Raw genomic sequence first — 23,676 nt, 5'->3', positions numbered from 1 at the left:
CTTTCGCGCCATGTTCTTTCCGCTCTCGAAGCTGATCTTCTTCGTCATCACACCGTCGAACCTCCTGATCCTGGCCGTCGTCGCCGGGACGCTCCTCTCGGTCTTCGGGCGCTGGCGCCGCTTCGGGGGCGGGCTGGCCCTGACGGCGGCCCTCGCACTTCTCGTGGCCGGCTTCTCCCCCCTCGCCCTCTGGGTCGCCCTGCCCCTGGAGGAACGGTTCCCGGCCTTCGTCGACGACGGCACGCCGGTGGCCGGCATCGTCGTCCTCGGTGGAGCCGTCGAGACGCGCCTGTCGGCGGCGCGCGATCAGCTCGTCCTCAACGAGGCCGGGGAGCGCCAGATCGCCCTGGCCGACCTCGCCCGGCGCTATCCAGACGCGCGTCTTGCCTTCGCGGGCGGAAGCGCCGCGCTGCGGCCGGGCGAGGTGTCCGAGTCCGCGATCGTCGGGCGCACCGCCGACGGTCTGGGTCTGCCGCGCACCCGCCTCATCCTGGAGGATCGCTCGCGCAACACCCGCGAGAACGCCGCCTTCACCGCCGATCTCGTCAAGCCGAAGCCCGGCGAGCGCTGGCTCCTCGTGACGTCGGCCTGGCACATGCCCCGCGCCGTCGGCTGCTTTCGGGTGGCCGGCTTCACCGTGGCCGCCTATCCGGTGGATTACCGCACGGCCGGACCGCGCGATGCGGTCCGCTTCAACAGTTTTGCATCCGATGGGCTCGCCCTCCTCGACGTCGCCGTCAAGGAGTGGATCGGCCTCGTGGTGTATCGGCTCGCCGGCTACACCGATGCCTGGATGCCGGCGCCTCAGGCCTCTTCGGAGCCGGCGGCCGGCAGCGCCAGCCGGTAGATGCCGCGAAAATCATCGACATCCTCCACGGGCTTGCCCTTGCGCAGGATGGCGATCTGGCCGGCCTTGGTCATCCGCACGGCGATGCGGCGCACGGGCTGCATCATCGGGCTCCAGACCTCGGGCTGCGAGCCGCCGATGTCGCGGGCCACTTCCGAGGGGCAGACGGTCTTGCCCGGACCGCGCTCGGCCAGGAGGCGCAGGATGGTCTCTGCGATGAGATCTTCACTGGGTCCCTTGCGAACGGGGGCTGCCGGAGGCTGCGGTGCCGCGGCCTTCGGGGCCGGGGGAGCCTTCGCGCCGGGCTTCTCGGCCGCTTTCTTGGCAGCCGTTTTCTTGCCCTTGAGCGCTTTGGCGGCGGCGGCCCTGGCGATGGCGGTCTTGCGGGGTGGTTTCTTCGGATTGGTCATGGGTCCAACCCCTGCCCTTTCCCGTCGTCCTGCGCCAGGAGGGCGGCGCGGATTTTCGAACTGAACTGACGCCGCCACATCACGCAGACCACCGCCGTGGTGGTGACGAATAGGAGAACCGGGCTCACGAACCAGCCGAGATAGGCCAGGGCGAAGAAGAACGCCCGCTGCCCGCGCGCGAAGTGGGAGCCGGCCGCGATGTTCATTGCCGCCGCCCGGCCCGCGGCCCGCTGCATCGCGGCCATGCTGGCGCTCGAGCCTTTGGGCGGCACCGCGCCGAGCAGGATCGCCCCGTAGTTGAACAGCCGGTAGGCCCAGGAGAACTTGAAGAACGCGTAGATGAACACCACCGCCAGTCCCGCGACCTTGATCTCCCAGGTCGTCCGCGTGGCGACGGCCCCAAAGGGCAGCGCGCCGAACAGGGTCAGCACGTCGTCGCCCGAGCGCGACAGGGTGAGGACGCCGCCGAGCGCGATGAGGGAAGTCGAGGCGAAGAACGCGGTGCCGTTCTGAAGCGAGGCGTTGATGGTGGTGTCGACCACCCGGTTGTCGCGGTGGATGAGCTGCTGCGCCCAGATCTCGCGCTGCCGGTTCATGATCTGGCTCAGGCTGGTGCGCCGGCCCCGCATCCGCGAGACCGCCATGCCGTAGCCGCCCCAGGCCGCCAGGAAGAAGCACAGGGCGGCGAAGTCGAGGTAGGAGAAGTCCGCCGTGATCATCGGGTGCGCCTGATGCCGGGCCGATCGCGACCGTCCCGGCGCTAACGCGGAAGGCGGCCCCCTGTCCAGGGTTACGGCCGGCCCGCCGTTTCAGTCGTGCAGGATGTGAAAGCCGGCTGCAGGTGCAGGGCCGTCGCGCTCGACGACGTCCGTCACCCGTGCCCCGGGCGGCCCCTGCCGACATGCGGCGAGCATGGCCGCGATGGCGTCGGCCTCCCCCGAGAAGGCTGCCGCCACGGTGCCGTCGGGCCGGTTGCGGACGTGGCCCGAGAGACCGAGGCGCTCGGCCTCGCCCTTGGTCCAGAACCGGTAGCCGACGCCCTGCACGCGACCGTGGATGATCGCCTCGACGGTTCTGGTTCGGCTCATGCCCCGCGCCTTCTCATGCGACCCGGCCCCGCAGCCAGCAGCGCAGCTCCCCGATGTAGGGCGCCGGCAATTGCGCCGCATCCGCCGCCGCCAGGACCGATTCGAGGTAGCCGGGTCGGGGTGTCCCTTGGGCGCTGCTGCCGCCGAGGTAGATCAGGGCACGCTTCGCGCCGCCCTTCAGAGTGATGGGCTGGTAGGCCTTGATGTAGAGGCCGCCGGCCACGCCCTCGTAGCGGTCCAGCGCCGGCACGTCGGCGAGCGCTAGGTCCCACACCACGCCCCACACGGTGGCGCGCGGATCGCGCACCACCGAGGCGTAGCCCTCGCGCATGACGATGAAGCGGTGGCGGTTGAGCCGCCCCTGCCCGACCAGGCGCGAGGCCGGGCAACGCGCGGCCATGGCGGCCGCGTCCATGTTGGCGCCGTAGGCGAAGTAGAGCGGCACGCGCCGCTCCAGCTCAGGCGAACTCGAGGATCACCGCGTCGACGGCGAGGCTGTCGCCCTCCTTCGCCGCGATCTTCGAGACGGTGGCGTCGCGCTCGGCGCGCAGAACGTTCTCCATCTTCATCGCCTCGACGATGGCCAGCGCCTCGCCGTTCTTCACCTCCTGGCCTTCCTTGACGAGGATCGCCTTGACGAGGCCGGGCATCGGGCAGAGCACCTGCTTGCCCGAGCCCGCATCGACCTTCACCGGCATCAGGGCGGCGAGTTCGGCCTCGCGCCGGGTGTAGACGCGGGCTTGCGCCGCCGCACCGGCATGCTGGAGCGCGACGCCGTTGAGGAGGCCGCGCACCTGCATGGCCACGCGCTTGCCGGCGATCTCGCCCTGCCACACGGGCTCGCCCGGACACCAGTCGCTCTGGACGGGCCAGGTCGTTCCGTCCGCGCCCGTGACGATGAGCGTGCCGCCGACCGCATCGACGGTGACGGGATGGGATTGCCCGGCCAGGACCACGACGCGGTCGCGCTCGAAGTGGAGCAGGGCCGGATCGCGCATCTGCCCGGAGATGCCGCGCTTGCGGGTGTTGAGCTTGTGGTCGATGGCCGCCGCCGCCGCCGCCATGACCTGAGCGATCTCGCCCTCGGGCTCGGGGGCGGAGAAGCCCTCCGGGAATTCCTCGGCGATGAAGCCCGTGGAGATGTTGCCCGAGCGCCAGCGCGGATGCGCCATCAGGGCCGACAGGAACGGGATGTTGTGGCGGATGCCGTCGATGGCGAAGGCATCGAGGGCCTCGCCCTGCGATTCGATGGCCTGCGCCCGGGTCGGCGCCCAGGTGACGAGCTTGGCGATCATCGGATCGTAGTGGATCGCGATCTCGCCGCCCTCCTCCACGCCGGTGTCGTTGCGCACGATCGCGTCGCCGAACTTACCCTCGGCCGGCGGCCGGTAGGTGGTGAGGCGGCCGATGGAAGGCAGGAAGTTGCGGGTGGGGTCTTCGGCGTAGACGCGGCTCTCGACGGCCCAGCCGTCGAGTTTCACATCGTTCTGCGCCAGGGGAAGCGCCTCGCCGTAGGCCGAGCGGATCATCATCTCGACGAGGTCGAGGCCGGTGATCATCTCGGTGACCGGATGCTCCACCTGCAGGCGGGTGTTCATCTCGAGGAAGTAGAACGACTTGTCCTGGCCGGCGACGAACTCGACGGTGCCGGCGGAATCGTAGTTCACGGCTTTCGCCAGGGCCACGGCCTGCTCGCCCATCTTCTTCCGGGTCGCTTCGTCGAGGAGCGGCGACGGCGCTTCCTCGATGACTTTCTGGTTGCGGCGCTGGATCGAGCACTCGCGCTCGCCGAGATAGATCACGTTGCCGTGCTTGTCGCCGATCACCTGGATCTCGATGTGGCGCGGATCGGTGATGAACTTCTCCACGAACACCCGGTCGTCGCCGAAGGACGAGGCCGCCTCGGACTTGGCGCGGGCGAAGCCCTCGGCGACCTCGTCGGAGGAGTAGGCGATGCGCATGCCCTTGCCGCCGCCGCCAGCCGAGGCCTTGATCATCACCGGATAGCCGATCTCGTCCGCGATGGTGACGGCGTGCTCGGGGCTCTCGATGACGCCGAGGAAGCCCGGCACCGTGGAGACGTTGGCGGCGGATGCCGCCTTCTTCGATTCGATCTTGTCGCCCATGGCGGCGATGGCACCCGGATTGGGGCCGATGAAGACGATGCCGGCGGCCTCCAGGGCACGCGGAAATGATTCACGCTCGGACAGGAAGCCGTAGCCCGGATGCACGGCCTGAGCGCCGGTCTGCTTGCAGGCGTCGATGATCTTGTCGATGAGCAGGTAGGACTGTGCCGCCGGGGCCGGGCCGATATGCACGGCCTCGTCGGCCATGGCGACGTGCACGGCGTCACGGTCGGCGTCCGAGTAGACCGCCACGGTCTTGATGCCCATGCGGCGGGCCGTCTTGATGATGCGACAGGCGATCTCGCCACGGTTCGCGATCAGGATCTTCTCGAACATCGGTCCGGCACTCTGGTCGGTCAGGAAAGGTCGGGGCGCGCGGGACGCCCAAGCTCGTTCCCGTTAAAGCAGTTCTCCGGCTTCGGAAAGCTGACCGGCCCGGTGTGATGGGGTTTCTTCAGTCCAGGTCTGCCCGGGCCCCGAGGTCGCGTCCGGGGCTTCGGGTGAAACCCGGCTCGCCGCCGCCCGCTCAGGCCGCCGCGAGGAATTCCACCGGGGTAGGCTCGGCGGCGCGGCGGCGGTTGGCCTCCAGGGCGAAAGCGATGAGGGCCTCGTCGCAGGACTGGGCCTCGCGCACCACGGCCTGGGCGATCTGACCGGCGAGGAACGTCGGGCCGGTGCCGTTGCGCAGGGAAGCGGCGAGCCAGCGCGCCGTGTCGCTATCGATGGTGCCCGTGGGCCGCTCGCCCCAGACGGTGAAATCGACGATGGCGGCGGTGAGGTAGAGGCGGAAGGCCGGATCGATCTGTGGCACCGCCCGATCGAGGGCGATGAGCATGTCGGCCTCGTCGCGATGGGTGAGGCCGTCCGACAGCACATCGCGCATGAGCGCCTGGGTGTCGGCAACGGTGATGCGGCCGGCGGCGACGGTACGGTTGCAGAAGAGCTGAAGCGAATGGTTGATCATGTCTTGATTCCTCCCCGGCTTCATCTTTGCCGGTCTGTGCCCGTGTCTATGGTTGGACTATGCGGGCCGGGAGGCTTCAAGCAGTTAACGGCCAAATCTGAATCGACGTTCAGGTTAAAGCCTGATCACGAATGAGACTTATCGAAAGATGTCTAAACCCGCCCGGCTCAGCGCACCACGACCTTCGAGCCGATGGGCACGCGCTCGTAGAGATCGACGACGTCGGCGTTGAGCATGCGGATGCAGCCCGACGAGACCGCCTGGCCGATCTTCTCCGGCTCGTTGGTGCCGTGGATGCGGAACAGATTGTCCTTCTTGTTCTCGGCGAGATAGAGCGCGCGGGCTCCGAGCGGGCTCGTCGGGCCGCCCTCTAGGCGCTTGGGCAGATCGGGCCGGCGCGCCAGCATCTCGGGCGGCGGGTTCCAGTCGGGCCACTCGCCCTTGCGATCGACCTCCGCCGTGCCGGCCCAGGCCATGCCGGCATGGCCGACGGCGACGGGGTAGCGCACGGCCTTGCCGTCGGGCAGCACGAAGTAGAGCCGGCGCTCCTTGGTGACCACGATGACGGTGCCGGGCGCCTCCCGGGTCGGATAGTCGATGGTGGCGCGGGCGATCTTCGGATCGATGACGGCGCTGGGCGCAAGCTTCATCCACTCCTTGTCGCGTGCCTCGCCCGTGAGGGCTGCCGGAGCGGCGAGGGACGTCTGAACCACCGGCGCGGTGGGCGCCGCCACGTTCGCCGTCTGGGTGTTGCAGGCGGCAAGGGGGAGTGCGCCCGCGAGGACGGCGAGGAGCGGAAGTGCGCGCATGGAACGGGCCTGTCGGCGTGCCCATATCGGCCGAAGATCCGGCTCGACATAAACTTGGTTGATAAGGTCTTGCGCAACCTAACCCGAGCGCGCATCCCGGCGTAGGGTCACGCACGCAAGACGTGGCGCATTTGCATCGCCTGTTGCCTTGAAGCAACGACAACGGTGGTATCCGCTCGGGAGGGATGATGTGACGACGCTTTACGTGAGCCATCCCGCCGCCCTCGACCACGCCATGCCGGCGGGGCATCCCGAATGCCCGGACCGTATCCGCGCCGTTGAACGTGTCCTGGAGGACGAGCGATTCGCCGGTCTGGTGCGCGGGCTCGCGCCCCTCGCCGACCCGGCGGTGCCGACCCTGGTCCATCCCGTGCCCTACGTGCAGGCCCTCATCGAGGCGGCTCCCCGCGAAGGGTTCGTCCAGATCGACGGCGACACGCTCCTGTCGCCCGGCACCATCGAGGCGGCCCTGCGCGCCGTCGGCGGTGCGGTTCACGCCGTCGACGCGGTGATGACGGGCGAGTGCCGCAACGCCTTCGTCGCCATGCGCCCGCCCGGGCACCACGCCGAGCGCATGCAGGCCATGGGCTTCTGCGTGTTCAACCACGCCGCCATCGCGGCCCGCCACGCGCGGCAAGCCCACGGCGCCAACCGCGTCGCCCTGGTCGACTGGGACGTCCATCACGGCAACGGCTCGCAGGACATCTTCTGGGACGATGCCAGCGTGCTCTACGCCTCGACCCACGAGATGCCGCTCTATCCCGGCACTGGCGCCTCCTCCGAGCGCGGCAACCACGACACCATCGTCAACGTGCCCCTGCGCGCCGGCGACGGCAGCGAGCGGTTCCGCGAGGTGTTCGAGGCCGGCATCCTGCGCCGGCTGGAGGCGTTCGCCCCGGATCTCATCGTGATCTCGGCGGGTTTCGACGCCCACCGGCTCGATCCCCTGGCCCATATCCAGCTCGACGAAGCCGATTTCGGTTGGGCCACGCGACGGGTCATGGAGATCGCGGAGAAGCACGCGGGTGGCCGCGTCGTCTCCGTGCTGGAGGGAGGCTACAGCCTCAAGGGGTTGGGTCTGTCGGTCGCCGCCCATATGGATGCCTTGATGGGGCGTTGAGGCGTCGCCGGATCACGGCGATGCCACGGAAGGGAACCGTGACGATGTCGCGGTGACGTCCGAGTTTAAGGTTGACGCCCGCTGCGGAACCCATTCACCATCGTGTACGAGTTTCGTCTGGAGATTCGGGGACGTTCCTGGATTTACGAAACTGGATACGTGAGGCAGTCGTGACATCTGCTTCCTGGCCGCTGATCGAAATCGCCGTTGAGCCGAAATCGCAGGCGGACCAAGAGAAGCTCGGCCTTGCCCTCTCACGGCTCGCGGCTGGTGATGCGTCGTTCCGTTTTTCAGTCGATCGTCGGTCCGGCCAGACGATTCTGAAGGGGATGGACGAGGTTCAACTCGACAGGATCGTCGATGTACTGCGCCGGACGGAGACGTTCGATGCGACGATCGGCCGGCCGCAGGTGTCGTATCGTGAAACGCTCACAGAGCGCGCCGAGGTCGACTACACCCACGACGAGCAGACCGGCGGTATCGGTCGGTTCGCCCGCGTGAGGTTCGTCGTCGAGCCGAACCAACCCAGTAAAGGCTTCGCGCTGGCCTCGAAGATCATCGGCGATGTCGTACCGCGGGCATACCGTCCGGGCGTGGAGAAAGGCCTCGACGCAGTGCTCGGAGCCGGCATCCTGGCGGGTTTCCCCGTGGTCAATATCCGGGTCGAGCTGGTGGACGTTGCCTATCACGACATCGATTCATCGGCGCTCGTCTTCGAGGTCGCCTCGCGGGCGGCGCTTCGCGAAGCCCTCCGGATGGGCGTTTCGCAGCTTCTCGAGCCCATGATGTCTGTCGAGGTGGTCGCGCCGGAGGAGGAAGCCCTCCTCATCACCAACGATCTCGAAGGTCGGCGCGGCCAGATTCAGGATCGGGTCCCTTCTGGCCGGCCAAATGTCGTGAGCGCGATGGTGCCGCTGGCGGAAATGCTGGGATATGCCAAGCGGCTCAGCCGCCTCGCCTCAGGACGTGCGACCCTGACGATGGCCTTCAATCACTACGCCCCCGTGCCGCCGAACGACGGGCGGCACCCACCCGCGGCGGCGCTCGCCCTGCGCGCTTGACCCGACTCCGGGATTTCGAAGCCTACCCCTCCAGCCGCTCATCTCCCAGAAACTCGATCCCGAAGCCCGACAGGCCGACATAGGCGCGCGACGAGGTCGCGAGATTCCGGATCGAGACGACACCGAGGTCGCGCAGGATCTGGGCGCCCAGGCCCACTTCGCGCCACGCCCGGACGCGCTGAGCCTCCGCGCCTTCTTCGGCATAGGACTGGAGCGGGACACCCGCCGACCCGTCGCGAAGGTAGACGAGGATGCCGCGCCCTTCCCGGGCGAAGCGGCGCATCACCGCCTCGATCTGCTTCCCGCCCTCGATGACGTCGGCGACCACGTTGGAGCGATGCAGGCGCACAAGCACGTCGTGGCCGTCGCCGATGTCGCCATGCACGAAGGCGAATTGCTGCACGGTCTCGAAGGGCGTGGTGTAGGCGTAGCCCGTCATCGCGCCGGACTCGGTGTTGACCGGGAAGGTGCCTACCCGCTCCACCAGCTTCTCGCGGGACTGGCGGTAGGCGATGAGGTCGGCCACCGACACGCGCCTGAGGTTGTGCAGGTCCGCGAACGCCGTGATCTGTGGGCCCTTCATCACGGTGCCGTCGTCGTTGGCGAGTTCGCAGATCACGCCCACGGGCGGCAGGTTCGCCAACTTGCACAGGTCGACTGCGGCCTCGGTGTGGCCCGAGCGCATGAGCACGCCGCCATCCTTGGCGATGAGCGGGAAGACGTGGCCGGGGCGGACGAAGTCCGATTCGCCCATGTTGCCGTTGGCGAGCGCCCGCACGGTGTTGCAGCGCTGCTCAGCGGAGATGCCCGTGGTGAGGCCGTGCTTGACGTCCACGGTCACGGTGAAGGCGGTGCCGAGCGGCGCGTCGTTGGCGGCCACCATGGGGTCGAGGCGCAGCCGCCGGGCTTCGGCGCGGGTCAAGGGCGCGCAGACGATGCCGCAGGTGTTGCGGACGATGAACGCCATTTTTTCCGGCGTGCAGAGGGAAGCGGCGACGACGAGGTCGCCCTCGTTCTCGCGGTCGTCGTCGTCGGTGACCACGACGATCTCGCCGCGGGCATAGGCCTCGATGGCCTGCGTGACATGGGTGTGAGGCACGGGCAAATCTCTCAGGATCGCTAAGGCGGGCACGGCGGTGTGCGGCGGGCTCAGGCCCGCGCGCCCACCTGCCCCCGGTGGCGCAGATAGTGATCGGCGAGCACGCACGCCATCATGGCCTCGGCCACCGGCACGGCGCGGATGCCGACGCAGGGGTCGTGGCGGCCCTTGGTGATGAGATCGACGTCGCGGTTGTCGCGGGTCACGCTCATGCGCGGGGTGAGGATCGAGGAGGTCGGCTTGACGGCGAACCGGCAGACGAGGGGCTGGCCGGTGGAGATGCCGCCGAGCACGCCGCCGGCATGGTTGGCGAGAAAGGTCGGGGCCCCGGCATTGCCCGAGCGCATCTCGTCGGCGTTGTCCTCGCCGCGCAGCGCGGCGGACGCGAAGCCGTCGCCGATCTCGACGCCCTTGACCGCGTTGATCGACATCATCGCGCTCGCCAGATCCGCGTCGAGCTTGCCGTAGATCGGCGCGCCGAGGCCGGGAGGCACACCCTCGGCCACCACCTCGATCACCGCGCCGATGGAGGAGCCATCCTTGCGGATGTCGTCGAGATAGGTCTCGTAGAACGCAGCCGTCTCGGCATCGGGGCAGAAGAACGGGTTGCGGGCGACCTCGTCCCAGTCCCAGCGCGACCGGTCGACGGCGTGCGGGCCCATCTGCACCAGGGCGGCGCGGATGATCACGCCCTCGGGCAGGACCCGGCGCGCGATGGCACCGGCCGCCACCCGGGCGGCGGTCTCCCGTGCCGAGGAGCGACCCCCGCCGCGATAGTCGCGGATGCCGTACTTGGCGTCGTAGGCGTAGTCGGCGTGGCCCGGGCGATAGCTGTCGCGGATCTCGGAATAGTCCTTCGAACGCTGGTCGGTGTTCTCGATCTCGAGGGCGATGGGCGTGCCGGTGGTGAGTTGGACGCCCTTCGTGCGGTCATCGGAAAAGACGCCCGAGAGGATGCGGACCTGATCGGGCTCGCGGCGCTGGGTGGTGAAGCGCGACTGGCCGGGCTTTCTCCGATCCAGTTCCGCCTGGATGTCGGCCGCCTCGATGGCGATCCCGGGCGGGCAGCCGTCGACGACACAGCCGAGGGCGACCCCGTGGCTCTCGCCGAAGGTGGTGACGCGGAAGAGATGGCCGAAGGTGTTGTGGGACATGGTGCCCCCGCTCTAGCGCGGGTTTTCGCGACTCACAAATGCCGGGCCGGTGCCCGTCCCCTGCGGCACCAGCCCGGCGATGCTCAGGCCGGGACGTCCGCGATTCCCCGCGGTTCCATCTCACGGACGGCGTTGCGCTCGTGCCGGAAGCGCGAGAGGGCCGCATAGGTCTTCAGCCGTGCCCGCATGAGGGAGCCGAGCGGCCGGTGCGCGGCGAGGCTGTGGGCGGGGCGGAACGACAGCACGTCGTCGGCGTAGGCGAGGCGCGCCGGGCTGTCGGCCACCTGCACCGGCAGGACGAGGCGGGCGACCGTGCGATAGGGGCTTCTCGCGTCGGACCATTCCTTCGAGGCGTCCTCGACCGGCATGGCCTCGAGGTCGGTGCAGAGCTGGACCCGGATCTCGAACACGACCTCCGCTTCTCGAAAATGCGCCGCCACGGCGTGGCGGAACACGTCCGGGTCGGCGCCCGGATCGAGTGTCTGCCGAGCCAGGGCGTCCTGGTCTGGGGTTGCCGGGAAGGCGGCGACCTTGGCGACGTGGTCGCCGTAGCGGAGCGCCGCCTGGCTATAATACGGCTCGGCCAGGGGATGCTTCGGCGCATGGCCGAAGAAGTCGAGGATCGGCGTGTCCTTGCCGGTGAAGGTCTTGACCAGGGTGTTGGCGGCCTGGGCCAGCTTCGAGACGGCGACCTTCATGTCCTCCGGCGCCTTGGTGCCCATCTCCAGCTGCTTCATGCTGCCGAGAAATCCCGCGGCGTCCGGATCGGGGAAGACCGGGCCGGTGGCGAACACGAAATCCTGGGTGGTGCCGTCGTGACCCGGCAGCGTCTCGCCCTCCACATCGAACACCTTGATCGCCATGCCGCGGTGGGTCGAGACGGAATCCTTGAGGAGCTCTCCGGGGCCCTGCGCGAACCGCACCACCACCGGATGGGTGCCGGGCTTGGCGAACAGGCCCTGCGCCAGCTCCGGCGGCAAGGTGTCGAGGATCTGGAGCTCGCCGACCACGACACCGCTGACCTTGGCATGAGAGGCGCGCACGGCGTGGCCGTAGCGTTTGGCCGTGGTCTCGCTCTCGCGGGTCATCGAGGCGATGATCTGGTCGATCACCGCATCCTCATCGGGCTTCGGCGTCTCGATGTCGTCGTGATACCGGAGGTAGGTCTTGGTCATGGTCCACCCGTCTGGAGGAATTCCAGGGGAGAACGCGCGCCGCCGCCTCCGTGTCCGGTCACGAATCGGTGTGTGACCTCAGTCGCCTGGCCGCGCCAGCACGCCGCCCGTGATCGCCTCGCGGACCCCGGTGGTCGAGGGAAACGTGATCGGCAGCCCCTTCATCGAGCGCACGGCCAGATGCGCGAAGGCCTGGGCCTCGAGATAAGCCGAGGACCAGCCGATGGCGTCGGCCGTCGTGATCTCGGCGCGCAAATGGTAGTTGAGCAGGCGCACGAGTTCGCCGTTGCGCGCGCCTCCGCCGGCCACGATCCATCGGGTCGGAATCTCGGGGGCGTGGTCCAGGGCCCGGGCCACGGCACGCGCCGTGAAGGCGGTCAGAGTCGCCGCGCCGTCCTCCGTCGAGAGCTGCCCCGCGAGCTTGTGCGAGAACCAGTTGCGGTCGAGGGATTTCGGCGGCCGGCGCGCGAAGAACGGGTGGATGAGGAGCCAGGCCAGCAGCGGCTCGTCGGGCCGACCCCGCGCGGCGGTACGGCCGCCGTCGTCGAGGGGGCGGCCCGTGCGCTCGCGCATCCAGTCGTCGATGAGTGCGTTGCCGGGGCCGGTGTCGAAGGCGATGACCTCGCCGTTCGAGGCGATGAGCGTCGCGTTGGCGACGCCGCCGATGTTGAGGATGCCGAGCGCCCCCTCGAAGCCGGAGGCGCGGGCCAGGGCCTGGTGGAACACCGGCACCAGCGGCGCCCCCTGGCCGCCCGCAGCGATGTCGGCATGACGTAGGTCCGACACCACGGGGATGCCGAGGCGACGGCTCAAGGCGGCACCGTCACCGATCTGCACGCTCATGCGCTGGTCGGGCCGATGCACCACGGTCTGACCGTGAAAGCCGATGACGTCGATGTCGGCGGCCGTGAGACCATTGTCCGCAAGAAAACTTTCCACCGCCTCCGCATGGGCCGTGGTGACGAATGCTTCCGCCTCGGCGAGGCACCCCGGCCGGTCCTCCCGTGCGACGACGGCCTCGGAATCGGCGAGCGCGCGGCGGAGCAGGTCGCGATCCTCGTCCGAGTAGCCGCGATAGCCCGTGGGGCCGAGAGGTTCGAGGTAGCCGTTGTGGCTCTGCACCACCCGGACGTCGTGCCCGTCGGTCTCGATGAGGGCGACGTCGACGCCGTCGAGGGAGGTGCCGCTCATCAGGCCGATCGCGCGCATCATGGTCATGGTCGTGCCTTCCTCGGTCAGCCCTGCTAAGAGCCGGCGCAATGACGCGCGGTGCTATCACGCCGGTCCGCGCCCTGTCCCGATCCGCAATCCTCCGACACCGGAACCGTCCATGTCCTCCGCGCCCGACGCCTTCGCCCCGAAATCCGACTTCCTGCGGGTCCTGTCCGAGCGCGGCTTCATCCATCAGGGCTCGGACCTCGCCGGCATCGACGCGGCGGCGCTGGACGGACGGCTCACCACCTATGTGGGCTACGATTGCACGGCGGCCTCGCTCCATGTCGGCCACCTCCTGTCGATCATGATGCTGCACTGGCTGCAGGCTACGGGCGGCACCCCCATCACCCTCATGGGCGGCGGCACCACCCGGGTCGGCGACCCCTCGGGCCGCGACGAATCGCGAAAGATCCTCACCCTCGATCAGATCGAGGAGAACAAGGTCGGCATCCAGAAGACCTTCGCCCGGTTCCTCATCTTCGAGGGCGGCGGCAATGCCGCGACCATGGTCGACAACGCCGAATGGCTGACGAAGCTCAACTACATCGAGATGCTGCGCGACATCGGCCGGCACTTCTCCGTCAACCGGATGATGTCCATGGACAGCGTTCGCATGCGGTTGGAGCGCGACCAGGAACTGTCGTTCCTGGAATTCAACTACATGATCCTGCAGTCCTACGACTTCGTGGAGCTCAACCGCCGGTACGGCTGCACGATGCAGATGGGCGGCTCCGACCAGTGGGGCAACATCGTCAACGGCATCGATCTCGGCCGCCGGATGGGCACTCCGCAGCTCTACGGCCTCACCTGCCCGCTTCTCACCACGGCGTCGGGCGCCAAGATGGGCAAGACCGCCGCCGGGGCCGTGTGGCTCGATGCCGGCATGCTGTCGCCGTACGATTACTGGCAGTTCTGGCGCAACACCGAGGATGCCGATATCGGCCGCTTCCTCAAGCTGTTCACCCTGCTGCCCATGGGGGAGATCGCCCGCCTGTCCGCGCTCCAGGGCGCCGAGATCAACGAGGCCAAGAAGGTGCTGGCCAGCGAGGCGACGGCCCTGATGCACGGGCGCGAGACGGCGGACGCTGCCTCCGAGACGGCCCGCAAGACCTTCGTCGAAGGCAGCGTGGCCCAGGACCTGCCCACCGTAATCGTCTCGGCCGCGCTCCTCGACGCCGGCCTCGGCGTGCTCTCGGCCTTCGGTCCCGAATACGCGAAGCTGGTGCCGTCCACGAGCGAGGCCCGGCGCCAGATCAAGGGCGGCGGCCTGCGGGTCAACGACGTGGCGCTCACCGACGAGCGCGCCGTGCTGCGCACGGGCGACGTGACAGCGGACGGTGTTATCAAGCTCTCGTTCGGCCGCAAGAAACACGTCCTGTTGAAGGTCGGTTAGGCCTGCGCTTCCCGCTCGCCATCCGTCGGGCTGGGCGGACGGCTATCGTTCGGTCTCGCCCATGGGCGCGGCCCCGGCGATCCCATCGTTGCCGCCGCCTGCGCTGAAGAGCTTGCGCAGGATGCCCGGCGCCAGGGCAGAGAGCGGGTTGACGCTGACATCGGGCTTGGCCAACCGCCCGGCGACGCGGAAATTGAGGGCGAACAGGCCCTCGTTGTGGCCCCCGCCCAGGAGTTGGCCGAGGATCGGCAACTGCGAGACGACGTTGTTCAAGCCGTAGAGCGGCACAAAAGTGCCGTTGATGTCCGTGCGCTCCTTGGCCGTGTCGAGGTAGCCGTTCATGGTGAAGCCCATGGCGGCGTTGGAGATCGCCGCATCGGTGAAATCGACCCTGGCGCCGGTGCGGACAAAGTTGGCGCGCAGACGGTCGAAGGTCACGTCGTTGCCGGCGTTTTGCACCACCTGCTTGCGGCCCCGCGCATCGACGATCTCGGTGCTCGCCGGGCCCTGCGCCATGATGCTCGACAGGGCCGGCTCGTTGCGCAGGACGAAGTTGCGGACCTGCACGACGCCCGCCTGCGGCCCATCGTTGAGGGCCGTGCTCATGATGAGCTTGCCGCCGTACATGCGCTTGTAGATGTCGGCGAAGCGCAGGGTGGCGCCAGCGTCCTGGGTATCCACCGTGAGCATCGGTCCCTGATCCGAGCGGCCGATCTGAGCGCTGAACGGGGCAGCGCCGAAGCGGCCTTGGACGCGGCCGGAGCGCACGTCCCTGCCCTTCAGGACGAGCTTGACGGTGGCGTTGGTCAGGGCCTCGCCGTTGAAGCCGGTGAGAATGGCGAGCGAGAGGTCGGCGTCGATATCCTTCGGAGCCGAGTCGCTCTTGCCCTTGCCCTCCGGGCCGGTCAGGCCGCGCAGGACCGGCCGGGCATCGGCCACGGCGCCCTTCACGGCGATGCGGTAACTGTTCCCGGAACGCTCCAGTTGCAGGCGCATGTCGTCGCCGGGCGAAAGCTTGAGGCTCGATAGGTCGGCCCGCTCGACCTGGCCGTCGGCGCCGAGGGTGGCGGTGCCCCGCGCTTGGGCGGGGGCGGCGTCGAGGACGATGTCGCGCAACTCGTAGGATCCGCCCCCGGCACTCTCCGTCAGGGTGAACGCGAGGCGTCCCGGCTTTCCGGCGGCCTTGGCGAAGCCCGGGACGACGCCGTCGATGGCGGCGCGGGCCAGATCCGCCTCGATCCGGATCGGCGGCTTGCCCGTCCCCGGGCGCCCGATGGGCACGGCAATCTTCACGGGGATCGACCCGGTGATCTGCGGGCTGACCGGCAGGCCCTTCTTGGCGCGCAGGGCTTCGTCGAGGCTGAGGTTGATGAGGACCTCGCCGGGGGCCCCGGGTTTGGGCTGGCGCAGATCCACGGTGAGGGGCGAGCCCAGCACCCGCGCGTCGCCCTTGAGGGCGAAGGCGCCGCGATCGTAGGACACCGTGAACCGCCCGGCATCGAGGCGCTCCTTGCCGAAGGCCTTGTCGACGCCGATGTCGGCCAGCGTCCCCGCGATGGTCACCGGAAGATCGGGCAGGTCAGGGATGTGCTTGAGGTTGAGCGGGAAATCGATGCGCAGGTCGGCCGTGCCCTTGACGCTCGCCGGATCGATATCGACACCGGTGAGGCTCTTGAACATCTTCGTCTGCATCAGGGACACCAGGGCGTCGGCTCCACCGCCGAGGCGCAGGCCGATCTGGGCCACCACCGCCTCCGGAGTGATTCGGGGGATTACGAACGCGCCGTCGGTGATCGACAGGCTGCGGTTATCGGGCATGCGCAGGTCGGCGGTGACACCCCGGATGGTGGTGGTGAGACCGGTGATGACGCCCGTGACGCGGCCCCGGCTCAGGGGCGGTGCATCGGCCGAGACGGCCAGCGTCGCGTCGGAGACGGAGAAGGCGATCCGCACGGCGTTGTCCGGCATCGGCTCCCCGCGCGTCGCGGCGGCGAGCTCGCTGCCACTCATGTCGACCGTGATGTCCACGGTGTCGACCCGGCCGCCGCGGAGATAGTCGACGAGGTAGTTTCGGGCCGGCGGGGCCACGTGTTCCGGCCACAGGCGCAGGGCCATGCGCCCGTCGGTGTTGCCGGCGGTGATATGCAGGGTCAACCCGTCGTCGTCGGCGGTGGTGCCGAGGGTGCCGGTGATCCGTCCGCTTGCCGGCCCGGCCTTCACCGAGAAATCGTCGATGGCGATGCCGCCGGCCCGGCCCGTGAGGTGGGCTGACAGGGAATCGATGGCGACGGGCGGGTCCTGCGCATTGGCGCCCCTCAGGGTAGCGTCGCGCCCGTCGAGGGTCATGGTCCAGGCGATGTCGGAGTCCGGCCCGCCCGCGATCCACGCCCCGGTGAGGTGGGCGGAATTGCCGCCGCCGCGATAATCGAGGGCATCGAGCTTCATGGCGCGGCCGGCCTCGTCCCAGCTCACCTGCGCCTCCAGGCTCTCGATGGTGACGGGGTTGAAGTCTTTTTCCTCGATGAGGAAGTTTCCGTCGCTGGTGCGGATGGTGGCCGCCATCGTCTCGATCCGCCCGGCATCGAGGGCGACGTCGGCCCTGGCCGAGAGCTTCAGATCGGTCTCCACGGGCAGCTTCGACTGGCCGGACAGGAGGAGCAGATCGGTGATCGGCAGATCGTCGAGGGTGATGACGCCCCTGCGATGGGTGCCGCCGGCCTCCTGCAGGTCGCCGCCGAAGCGCCATTCCCCGTGCGGCCCGTCGATGCGCAGTTCGAACACCCGGGCGTTGCGGGTGGCGTCGCGGTGGAACAGGCCGTTGACGTGCTCGAACACCGCGCGCTGGCGGGCGTCGTCGTCGATGAGGGTGAGGCGGCCGTTGGTGATCCGCGCCCGGTCCAGCGCTCCGACGATGCCGGCCGAATCGAGCACGACGCCGAAGATCGACGCGACGGTGGCCGAGATGGGCGAGACGGCGCCTTGCGTCGCATCGACGCTCGGCAGGGTGTGGGGCTGCACGGTCCCGGCCTGGGCGGGGTCGGAGGCCGCGAAGGCGATGGCGCCGTTGCGGTGGACCAGCGCCGTCATCTGGAGATCGCGGAACTCGATGGCCCGGGGCTGCACCGACAGGCGGGCGAGGCCCCAGGTGTCGAGGCTCACCACGGCCTGCGGCGCCCGCACCACGAGGGCGCCCTCGGAATTGTAGATGTCGAGGCCGGCCACCCTGAGGGCCAGTGAGTTCTCGGAGTCGAGTTCGAGGGCACTGTCGCGCAGGGACACGCGCCAGCCCGCGCCGATGCTGCCGGCGATGGCCGACGCGACGCGCTCCGACATGCCGTCGATGCGCAAGGGGCCGCTCGACAAGCGCCAGACCAGACCGGCGAGACCGATGCCGAGGCCGAGCACGAGGATCAGCGCCGGCCAGAGCAGCCAGCGCCGCCGCTGTCCGGCCACGCGGCCCGGTCGCACACCCGTGACCGTGTCCTGAACCATCAATCCTTGAGCCGCTGGATCGGAACGCACCCTCGGGCTATCGAGCGGCGGTCCGTGGAGGAAAGGCTTCTCGGGCATCCGGCCCGGGCCGTGGCGTTGGCCCCAGGCACACCATCAATCGGCCGAAAGGAAGGCATCATGCCCCTCGATACCGGAGATCAGGCTCCCGACTTCGACCTGCCGGGGGCGGGCGGCGACGCCGTCCGTCTCGCGGACCTCGCGGGCCGCAAAATTGTGCTCTACTTTTATCCGAAGGACGACACGAGCGGGTGTACCCTGGAAGCGCAGGGATTCAACGCCCTGGGCGCGGCATTTGCGGCCGCCGACACGATCGTGATCGGGGTGTCGCCGGATTCGGTCAAGAGCCACGACAAATTCCGGGCGAAGTACGACCTCACCTTTCCCCTCGCCTCCGACGAGAGCAAGGCCATGCTCGAGGCCTACGGCGTCTGGGCCGAGAAAAGCATGTACGGTCGCAAGTACATGGGCGTCGAGCGCACCACCATGCTCCTCGATCGCACGGGGCGCATTGCCCGAATCTGGCCCAAGGTGAAGGTCCCGGGTCATGCCGAAGAGGTGCTGGCGGCGGCGCAGGCCCAGGCGTGATCCGCCGCGCAGGGGCATGGTGAATCCCATACGGGTCGCAGTGAGGCTTCGTTAACCCTGATCCGGTCAGATGGTGCGCGTTGAATCAGGTGCGCATCGATGCCTCACATCTCCCGTAAGCCACCCGGCAAGACGGTGCTCCCTGCGAAGATGCGCGCGGGAACCGGTCTTGTTCGGGGGCTCGGGGTGGCGCTGGCATGCGCAACGGTCTGGGCCGGAGGCGCCACCTACTACCTTGTCTTCCATGACGAAGTGCTCGCTCGCTTCGTCTCCCAGCAGAGCACGATGCAGTACGGCTACGAGTCGCGTATTGCGGCTTTGCGCCTCGAGCTCGAACGGACGACCCTGGAGCAGGTGACGACCCGCGACGGTCTCGCCGCGCGGCTGACGGATCTGTCCCGGCGCCAGGCCGCCCTCGAATCGCGTCAGGGCGTGCTCTCGACCCTGGCCGGCGACTCGCTCGGCCGACGCCTGCCCGAAACGACGGTCGAGGAGGAAGCCCCCGTCGATGCCGCTTCGCGGCGCCCGGGCACGGTGGCCAAGCCGTTCCCGACGCCCGAGCCGAATACGGACTCCCTCGACCTGCGCGGGGCGCGCGAATCCGCCCGCCGCACCGGCATCACCGTGGCGCATCTGGAACGGCGCCTCGACGGCCTCGCCGAAGCCCAGTCCCGCACCATCGCGGGGATCGGTGCGAATGCCGGCCGCACGGTCCAGCGCCTGCGCGGCCTCGTCGCCCGGATCGGTCTCGACCCGTCGCGGTTCGAGCCCCCCGAGGCCGGACTCGGCGGTCCCCTGGTGCCCCTGGGCGACGATCCGTTCGGCCTCGCCGTGGCGCAGGCCCAGCGCGCCGTCGCGGAGGCGGCGGGCCTGCGCCGCATCGCCGAGGCCCTGCCACTGCGCCGGCCCATCTCCGGATCCGCGCCCGTGTCGAGCACCTTCGGGGCGCGCCTCGACCCGTTCACCCGGGGTTACGCCATGCATACGGGCCTGGATCTCCGCGCCGAGACCGGCGAGCCGGCCCGCGCCACGGCGGCCGGCCGTGTCACGGTGGCCGACTACAACGGCGGCTACGGCAACATGGTGGAGATCGATCACGGTCACGGGTTGGCGACGCGGTACGCGCACCTTTCCGCCTACGCGGTGAGTCCGGGGCAGTGGGTCGCCGCCGGGGCGATCGTCGGCCGGGTCGGCTCGACGGGGCGCTCGACGGGAAGCCACCTCCATTACGAGACCCGGATCGACGGCGAGCCCGTCGATCCGCAGCGCTTCTTGCGCGTGGCCGATATCCTCAGCCAGCCCTAGGCCTCGCTTCAGTCGAGGTCCTCGACGGCATCGGCACCGCCGTAGACGCGCTGGGCCAGGGACGCCTCCATGAACGGATCGAGGGCGCCGTCGAGCACCGCGTCCGGGTCCGTGGACTGTGTCCCCGTGCGAAGGTCCTTCACCAGCTGATACGGTTGGAGCACGTACGAGCGGATCTGGTGACCCCAGCCGATATCCGTCTTGGCGGCGGCCTCGGCGCTCGCCTTCTCCTCGCGCTTCTTCAGCTCGGCCTCGTACATGCGGGCGCGCAGCATGTTCCAGGCGGTGGCCCGGTTCTTGTGCTGCGAGCGCTCCTGCTGGCACGCCACCACGATCCCCGTGGGGTTGTGGGTGATGCGCACGGCCGAGTCCGTGGTGTTCACGTGCTGGCCGCCGGCCCCCGACGACCGGTAGGTGTCGATGCGGCAGTCGGATTCCTTGATCTCGATGACGATGCGGTCGTCGATCACCGGATAGACCCACACGGAGGCGAAGCTCGTGTGCCGGCGCGCGCTCGAATCGTAGGGCGAGATGCGCACCAGCCGGTGCACGCCCGACTCGGTCTTGAGCCAGCCGTAGGCGTTGTGGCCCTTGATCAGGAGCGTGGCGCCCTTGATCCCGGCCTCGTCGCCGTCCGACCACTCGACGATCTCGACCTTGTACTTCCGGCGCTCGGCCCAGCGGCCGTACATGCGCTGGAGCATGTTGGCCCAGTCCTGGCTCTCCGTGCCGCCGGCGCCCGAATGGACTTCGAGGTAGGTGTCGAAGCCGTCGGCCTCGCCCGACAGCAGGGTCTCGATCTGGCGGCGCGCGGCCTCGGCCTCGACGGCACGAACCCCGTTCTCGCCCTCCAGGACGATGTCCTGGTCGCCCTCCATCTCGCCGAGCTCGATGAGGGTGGCGGCATCCTCGAGGTCCTGCGACAGGCGCTTGATGGAGGTGACGGCCTCGTCGAGCTGCGTGCGCTCGCGCATGACGGTCTGCGCGGCCTCCGCGTCGTTCCACAGGGCCGGGTCCTCGGACGCCGCGTTCAGCTCCGCGAGGCGTTTCTCGACGGTATCCCAGTCAAAGATGCCTCCTCAGCAGTCCGATCGACTGCTTGGCGGCATCCGAGAGTTGTTCGATCTCGGCGCGCATCTGGTGTTTCGGACTCGTGTGCGAGGTGTGAGCGCGGGTGATACCGACCCGCCCGCGTGGTGTAAACGCCGGACCTCCCCACTATGGCGCCCCGAACCATGACCCGCGACCCTGTCTCCCCCCTCGGCGAGCGCCTCAGCCTCCTCGCCGCCACCCTCGCCGTAGTGGCGACTGGGACGGCGTTGCGCCTCGTGCCCGTGGGATTTCCGCCGGGCATCGTGAAGTACGGCGGGTCGATCCTGTGGGGCGCCATGGTCTACGGCCTCGTCGCGACCCTCCTGCCACGGCCCCGCCGCCGCATCGTCGTGCTGGCCGCCGTCGTGGCGCTTGCCGTCGAGTTGTTCCGCCTTGTCCACACGCCGGGGCTCGACGCCTTCCGGCTGACCCTCGCGGGCCAGCTCCTCCTCGGGCGGATCTTTTCGCCGTGGAATGTCGTGGCCTACGGCACGGGCATCACGGTTGCCGCCCTCGTGGATTTGCGGCTACGGCGCGGGTCCGCCTGAGGCGCGGCCCGTTCCCTTAGCGCCGATAATCCTGCGGGCCGATGCGGGCGGGGTTCAGGACGTATTCGCGCGGGCGGGTCGAACCGTCGAGGCGGCCCTCGCTGCGGCTGTCGCTGAAGTATTCTGTGCCCGTGAAACCGAAGCCGCCGCCGTTCATCACGCTGGGCACCGGGATGGCGCGCGGATCGTCGGGAAACGGCCGTCCCGTGCCGAGATCGGTGGGCAGCACCACCGGGCCATCGGCGCCGTGGTAGCGGGTCTCGGCCAGGGCAGAGGCGGTGAGTCCGAGGCCGATGAGGCCGGCGGCGAGGGCGGTTCGCGAGGTCAGCGGCACGGATAAACTCCAGGGACGGGCGGGATCGAGGAAGTACGCTGCGGTCCACCATGGCGCAAACCCGTCGGCCTGTCCGTGGCGCTTGAGGGTCGCCCTGTGGGAAACGCCACGCGTCTCCCGGTAACCCCCCTGTTCCCGGTCAGCCCTTGGAGTGGATCACGACATCGCGCTCGCGCTGGACGGGCGTGCAGGTCGAGTAGAACGCGTTGAGCACCGTCGGGCGGGAATCGCAGGCATAGCCGAGACCGGGCGCCGGAGCGGGCACCGGATCGCGAGCGACGATGGGCTTCGGGGCGCAGGCGCCGGCCGACGCGGCGAGAGCCAGCGCGGCAAGGAGGGTCAATCGGCGCATGCGATCCTCTGGCGAATGAACTCGCGTCATCGCCCGACCCTGCGGATGCGGAACGCGGGTGACAAGCCGCGCCGGCCGCCCGCGCACCGCTTTGCCGGTGCCTGTCGCCGCCGCGCAACAACCGCGGCGAGACCACGCCTCAGCCGGCCTTGGCGAGCGGGGTCGAGCCCGCTGGCGGCTCGACGGGCGGGACCACGTTGTGCAGCGTCCGGTCGGAGGTGTCGAAGAACCGCCGGATGTTGCGCGCGGCCTGACGGATGCGCTGCTCGTTCTCGACGAGGGCGATGCGGACGTAGTTGTCGCCATGCTCGCCGAATCCAATGCCGGGGGCCACGGCCACGTCGGATTTCTCCAGGAGCAGCTTGGAGAATTCGAGGCTGCCGAGGGACTGGTACTTCTCCGGGATCGGCACCCAGGCGAACATCGAGGCCGAGGGGCTCGGGATCTTCCAGCCGGTCTTGTCGAACGACTCGATGAGGGCGTCGCGGCGCTTCTTGTAGATCGACCGCATCTCGACGATGCAATCCTCCGGCCCGTTGAGGGCGGCGGTCGCCGCCACCTGGATCGGCGTGAACGCCCCGTAATCGAGGTAGGACTTCACCCGCGTCAGCGCTGCGAGGAGCCGCTCGTTGCCGACGGCGAAGCCCATGCGCCATCCGGCCATGGAGAAGGTCTTCGACAGGGACGAGAACTCCACCGTGCAATCGATGGCGCCGGGCACTTCCAGCACGGAGGGCGGCGGCTCGCCCTCGAAATAGACCTCGGCATAGGCGAGATCCGACAGGATGATGATCTCGTGGCGTTTCGCGAAGGCGACGAGGTCCCGGTAGAAATCGAGGCTCGCCACGTAGGCCGTCGGGTTCGACGGATAGCAGACCACGATCGCCACGGGCTTGGGGATCGAGTGCTGCATCGCCTTCTCGATCGCCGGGAAGAAGGCCGGGGTCGGCTCGGCCGGGACGGAGCGGATCACGCCGCCGGCCATGAGGAAGCCGAAGGCGTGGATCGGGTAGCTCGGGTTGGGCACCAGCACCACGTCGCCCGGCGCCGTGATCGCCTGGGCCATGTTGGCGAAGCCCTCCTTCGAGCCCAACGTCGCCACCACCTGGGTGTCGGGGTTCAGGCTCACGCCGAAGCGGCGCTTGTAGTAGTTCGCCTGGGCGCGGCGCAGGCCGGCGATGCCCTTCGAGGAGGAGTAGCGGTCCGTGCGCGGACGGCCGGCGGTCTCGACCAGCTTGGCGATGACGTGCTTCGGGGCGTCGAGGTCGGGATTGCCCATACCGAGGTCGATGATGTCGGCGCCGTTGGCGCGGGCCTGGGCCTTGATCCGGTTCACCTGCTCGAAGACGTAGGGCGGCAGGCGCTTGATGCGGTGGAAGTCGGTCATGGCCTTCACGGTGTCCATGGGCGCGGATCGGGACCGAGGCGCGCGAAAAGGAAGGGGCTGTCATCACCCGGAGATACCGGCGTGGTCTATCACCTCGCG

The 23,676-nt window shown here is 69.1% G+C and carries 22 protein-coding genes and 1 pseudogene; 7 read left to right on the top strand and 16 right to left on the bottom strand.

The genetic code is table 11. From position 1 onward, the window contains the following. The first annotated feature begins 10 nt into the window (after nt 1–10). The gene (locus MKK49_RS16770) at nt 11–847 is read left to right on the top strand and encodes a YdcF family protein (protein ID WP_244030432.1); all 837 of its coding nucleotides are present in this window, start codon (nt 11–13) and stop codon (nt 845–847) included. Here the strand turns inward: MKK49_RS16770 and MKK49_RS16765 are convergent. The 7 genes from MKK49_RS16765 to MKK49_RS16735 all read right to left on the bottom strand — a co-directional run bounded on the left by MKK49_RS16765 (nt 805) and on the right by MKK49_RS16735 (nt 6,244). Further along, nucleotides 805–1,065: a DUF3253 domain-containing protein gene (locus MKK49_RS16765; RefSeq protein ID WP_244030523.1), complete on the bottom strand. Its 261-nt coding sequence runs from the start codon at nt 1,063–1,065 to the stop codon at nt 805–807. The two genes, MKK49_RS16770 and MKK49_RS16765, sit on opposite strands and share 43 nt — an antisense overlap. Nucleotides 1,066–1,253: 188 nt before the next feature. Further along, complete coding sequence (locus MKK49_RS16760) at nt 1,254–1,976, bottom strand: DUF599 domain-containing protein (RefSeq protein ID WP_244030430.1); 723 nt, start codon at nt 1,974–1,976, stop codon at nt 1,254–1,256. Nucleotides 1,977–2,066: 90 nt separating this feature from the next. Next, nucleotides 2,067–2,345: an acylphosphatase gene (locus MKK49_RS16755; protein WP_244030429.1), complete on the bottom strand. Its 279-nt coding sequence runs from the start codon at nt 2,343–2,345 to the stop codon at nt 2,067–2,069. Between the two features lie 13 nt (nt 2,346–2,358). Beyond that, nucleotides 2,359–2,790 carry a gamma-glutamylcyclotransferase family protein gene (locus MKK49_RS16750; protein WP_244030427.1) on the bottom strand — a complete coding sequence of 144 codons (432 nt, stop codon included), beginning with the start codon at nt 2,788–2,790 and terminating at the stop codon, nt 2,359–2,361. Between the two features lie 13 nt (nt 2,791–2,803). Beyond that, complete coding sequence (locus tag MKK49_RS16745; protein ID WP_244030425.1) at nt 2,804–4,807, bottom strand: acetyl/propionyl/methylcrotonyl-CoA carboxylase subunit alpha; 2,004 nt, start codon at nt 4,805–4,807, stop codon at nt 2,804–2,806. A 190-nt stretch (nt 4,808–4,997) separates the two neighbouring features. Next, nucleotides 4,998–5,435 (bottom strand): hypothetical protein, encoded by a 438-nt coding sequence (locus MKK49_RS16740; RefSeq protein WP_244030423.1) that lies wholly within the window; start codon nt 5,433–5,435, stop codon nt 4,998–5,000. A 167-nt stretch (nt 5,436–5,602) separates the two neighbouring features. Beyond that, nucleotides 5,603–6,244, bottom strand: a complete 642-nt coding sequence (locus MKK49_RS16735) for a L,D-transpeptidase (protein WP_244030421.1) — start codon at nt 6,242–6,244, stop codon at nt 5,603–5,605. A 190-nt stretch (nt 6,245–6,434) separates the two neighbouring features. On the opposite strand from MKK49_RS16735, the gene MKK49_RS16730 reads away from it, so the two are divergent. Then, nucleotides 6,435–7,364 carry a histone deacetylase family protein gene (locus MKK49_RS16730; protein WP_244030419.1) on the top strand — a complete coding sequence of 310 codons (930 nt, stop codon included), beginning with the start codon at nt 6,435–6,437 and terminating at the stop codon, nt 7,362–7,364. A gap of 188 nt (nt 7,365–7,552) precedes the next feature. Continuing rightward, nucleotides 7,553–8,425 (top strand): annotated as a pseudogene (gene fusA / locus MKK49_RS16725) (elongation factor G); the annotation flags it as partial. 22 nt (nt 8,426–8,447) lie between these two features. Here fusA and ribB read toward each other — a convergent pair. From ribB to MKK49_RS16705, 4 genes are all read right to left on the bottom strand, one after another. Continuing rightward, nucleotides 8,448–9,524: a 3,4-dihydroxy-2-butanone-4-phosphate synthase gene (ribB, locus tag MKK49_RS16720; RefSeq protein ID WP_244030417.1), complete on the bottom strand. Its 1,077-nt coding sequence runs from the start codon at nt 9,522–9,524 to the stop codon at nt 8,448–8,450. A gap of 50 nt (nt 9,525–9,574) precedes the next feature. Further along, nucleotides 9,575–10,678, bottom strand: a complete 1,104-nt coding sequence (gene aroC, locus MKK49_RS16715) for a chorismate synthase (RefSeq protein ID WP_244030415.1) — start codon at nt 10,676–10,678, stop codon at nt 9,575–9,577. Nucleotides 10,679–10,761: 83 nt separating this feature from the next. Continuing rightward, on the bottom strand, nt 10,762–11,853 hold the full coding sequence (locus tag MKK49_RS16710; protein ID WP_244030413.1) for a catalase family protein: 1,092 nt from the start codon (nt 11,851–11,853) through the stop codon (nt 10,762–10,764). A 78-nt stretch (nt 11,854–11,931) separates the two neighbouring features. Then, complete coding sequence (locus MKK49_RS16705) at nt 11,932–13,071, bottom strand: anhydro-N-acetylmuramic acid kinase (protein ID WP_244030411.1); 1,140 nt, start codon at nt 13,069–13,071, stop codon at nt 11,932–11,934. 112 nt (nt 13,072–13,183) lie between these two features. Between MKK49_RS16705 and tyrS the strand changes: the two genes are divergently transcribed. Beyond that, nucleotides 13,184–14,461: a tyrosine--tRNA ligase gene (gene tyrS / locus MKK49_RS16700; protein WP_244030409.1), complete on the top strand. Its 1,278-nt coding sequence runs from the start codon at nt 13,184–13,186 to the stop codon at nt 14,459–14,461. 42 nt (nt 14,462–14,503) lie between these two features. On the opposite strand, the gene MKK49_RS16695 is transcribed toward tyrS, so the two are convergent. Next, complete coding sequence (locus MKK49_RS16695) at nt 14,504–17,953, bottom strand: DUF3971 domain-containing protein (RefSeq protein WP_244030407.1); 3,450 nt, start codon at nt 17,951–17,953, stop codon at nt 14,504–14,506. A 138-nt stretch (nt 17,954–18,091) separates the two neighbouring features. Between MKK49_RS16695 and MKK49_RS16690 the strand changes: the two genes are divergently transcribed. Together MKK49_RS16690 and MKK49_RS24545 are read left to right on the top strand one after the other, a co-directional pair. Continuing rightward, complete coding sequence (locus MKK49_RS16690) at nt 18,092–18,559, top strand: peroxiredoxin (RefSeq protein WP_244030405.1); 468 nt, start codon at nt 18,092–18,094, stop codon at nt 18,557–18,559. A 150-nt stretch (nt 18,560–18,709) separates the two neighbouring features. After that, nucleotides 18,710–19,864, top strand: a complete 1,155-nt coding sequence (locus tag MKK49_RS24545; protein WP_279595585.1) for a M23 family metallopeptidase — start codon at nt 18,710–18,712, stop codon at nt 19,862–19,864. Nucleotides 19,865–19,872: 8 nt separating this feature from the next. On the opposite strand, the gene prfB is transcribed toward MKK49_RS24545, so the two are convergent. Further along, a protein-coding gene (prfB, locus tag MKK49_RS16680; RefSeq protein ID WP_244030403.1) for a peptide chain release factor 2 occupies nt 19,873–21,001 on the bottom strand; the annotation gives its coding sequence in 2 pieces (ribosomal slippage) (nt 19,873–20,931 and nt 20,933–21,001; 1,128 coding nt in all). Nucleotides 21,002–21,099: 98 nt separating this feature from the next. Here prfB and MKK49_RS16675 point away from each other — a divergent pair. Continuing rightward, the gene (locus MKK49_RS16675; protein WP_244030401.1) at nt 21,100–21,504 is read left to right on the top strand and encodes a DUF2809 domain-containing protein; all 405 of its coding nucleotides are present in this window, start codon (nt 21,100–21,102) and stop codon (nt 21,502–21,504) included. A 16-nt stretch (nt 21,505–21,520) separates the two neighbouring features. Here MKK49_RS16675 and MKK49_RS16670 read toward each other — a convergent pair whose 3' ends face one another. The 3 genes from MKK49_RS16670 to MKK49_RS16660 all read right to left on the bottom strand — a co-directional run bounded on the left by MKK49_RS16670 (nt 21,521) and on the right by MKK49_RS16660 (nt 23,577). After that, a complete protein-coding gene (locus MKK49_RS16670) occupies nt 21,521–21,838 on the bottom strand; it encodes a hypothetical protein (protein WP_244030399.1) in 318 nt (105 codons plus the stop codon). Nucleotides 21,839–21,977: 139 nt separating this feature from the next. Further along, nucleotides 21,978–22,190, bottom strand: a complete 213-nt coding sequence (locus tag MKK49_RS16665; RefSeq protein ID WP_244030397.1) for a hypothetical protein — start codon at nt 22,188–22,190, stop codon at nt 21,978–21,980. Between the two features lie 139 nt (nt 22,191–22,329). After that, nucleotides 22,330–23,577, bottom strand: a complete 1,248-nt coding sequence (locus MKK49_RS16660; protein ID WP_244030522.1) for an LL-diaminopimelate aminotransferase — start codon at nt 23,575–23,577, stop codon at nt 22,330–22,332. Between the last annotated feature and the right edge of the window lie 99 nt (nt 23,578–23,676).

Origin of the sequence: Methylobacterium sp. J-090, assembly GCF_022829345.1 — a bacterium.
In the GTDB taxonomy this organism is placed as follows: Bacteria; Pseudomonadota; Alphaproteobacteria; order Rhizobiales; family Beijerinckiaceae; genus Methylobacterium.
Note: the sequence above shows the minus strand (reverse complement) of the source record. Positions and strands in the feature narration are given on the sequence as shown.

What these genes read in the sequence shown, in the direction of transcription:
- MKK49_RS16770 (WP_244030432.1), top strand. Translation starts at nt 11, where the DNA reads ATGTTCTTTCCGCTCTCGAAGCTGATCTTCTTCGTCATCACACCGTCG.
- MKK49_RS16760 (WP_244030430.1), bottom strand. Translation starts at nt 1,976, where the DNA reads ATGATCACGGCGGACTTCTCCTACCTCGACTTCGCCGCCCTGTGCTTC.
- MKK49_RS16755 (WP_244030429.1), bottom strand. Translation starts at nt 2,345, where the DNA reads ATGAGCCGAACCAGAACCGTCGAGGCGATCATCCACGGTCGCGTGCAG.
- MKK49_RS16745 (WP_244030425.1), bottom strand. Translation starts at nt 4,807, where the DNA reads ATGTTCGAGAAGATCCTGATCGCGAACCGTGGCGAGATCGCCTGTCGC.
- MKK49_RS16740 (WP_244030423.1), bottom strand. Translation starts at nt 5,435, where the DNA reads ATGATCAACCATTCGCTTCAGCTCTTCTGCAACCGTACCGTCGCCGCC.
- MKK49_RS16735 (WP_244030421.1), bottom strand. Translation starts at nt 6,244, where the DNA reads ATGCGCGCACTTCCGCTCCTCGCCGTCCTCGCGGGCGCACTCCCCCTT.
- aroC (WP_244030415.1), bottom strand. Translation starts at nt 10,678, where the DNA reads ATGTCCCACAACACCTTCGGCCATCTCTTCCGCGTCACCACCTTCGGC.
- MKK49_RS16710 (WP_244030413.1), bottom strand. Translation starts at nt 11,853, where the DNA reads ATGACCAAGACCTACCTCCGGTATCACGACGACATCGAGACGCCGAAG.
- MKK49_RS16705 (WP_244030411.1), bottom strand. Translation starts at nt 13,071, where the DNA reads ATGACCATGATGCGCGCGATCGGCCTGATGAGCGGCACCTCCCTCGAC.
- tyrS (WP_244030409.1), top strand. Translation starts at nt 13,184, where the DNA reads ATGTCCTCCGCGCCCGACGCCTTCGCCCCGAAATCCGACTTCCTGCGG.
- MKK49_RS16695 (WP_244030407.1), bottom strand. Translation starts at nt 17,953, where the DNA reads ATGGTTCAGGACACGGTCACGGGTGTGCGACCGGGCCGCGTGGCCGGA.
- MKK49_RS16690 (WP_244030405.1), top strand. Translation starts at nt 18,092, where the DNA reads ATGCCCCTCGATACCGGAGATCAGGCTCCCGACTTCGACCTGCCGGGG.
- MKK49_RS24545 (WP_279595585.1), top strand. Translation starts at nt 18,710, where the DNA reads ATGCGCGCGGGAACCGGTCTTGTTCGGGGGCTCGGGGTGGCGCTGGCA.
- MKK49_RS16675 (WP_244030401.1), top strand. Translation starts at nt 21,100, where the DNA reads ATGACCCGCGACCCTGTCTCCCCCCTCGGCGAGCGCCTCAGCCTCCTC.
- MKK49_RS16665 (WP_244030397.1), bottom strand. Translation starts at nt 22,190, where the DNA reads ATGCGCCGATTGACCCTCCTTGCCGCGCTGGCTCTCGCCGCGTCGGCC.
- MKK49_RS16660 (WP_244030522.1), bottom strand. Translation starts at nt 23,577, where the DNA reads ATGACCGACTTCCACCGCATCAAGCGCCTGCCGCCCTACGTCTTCGAG.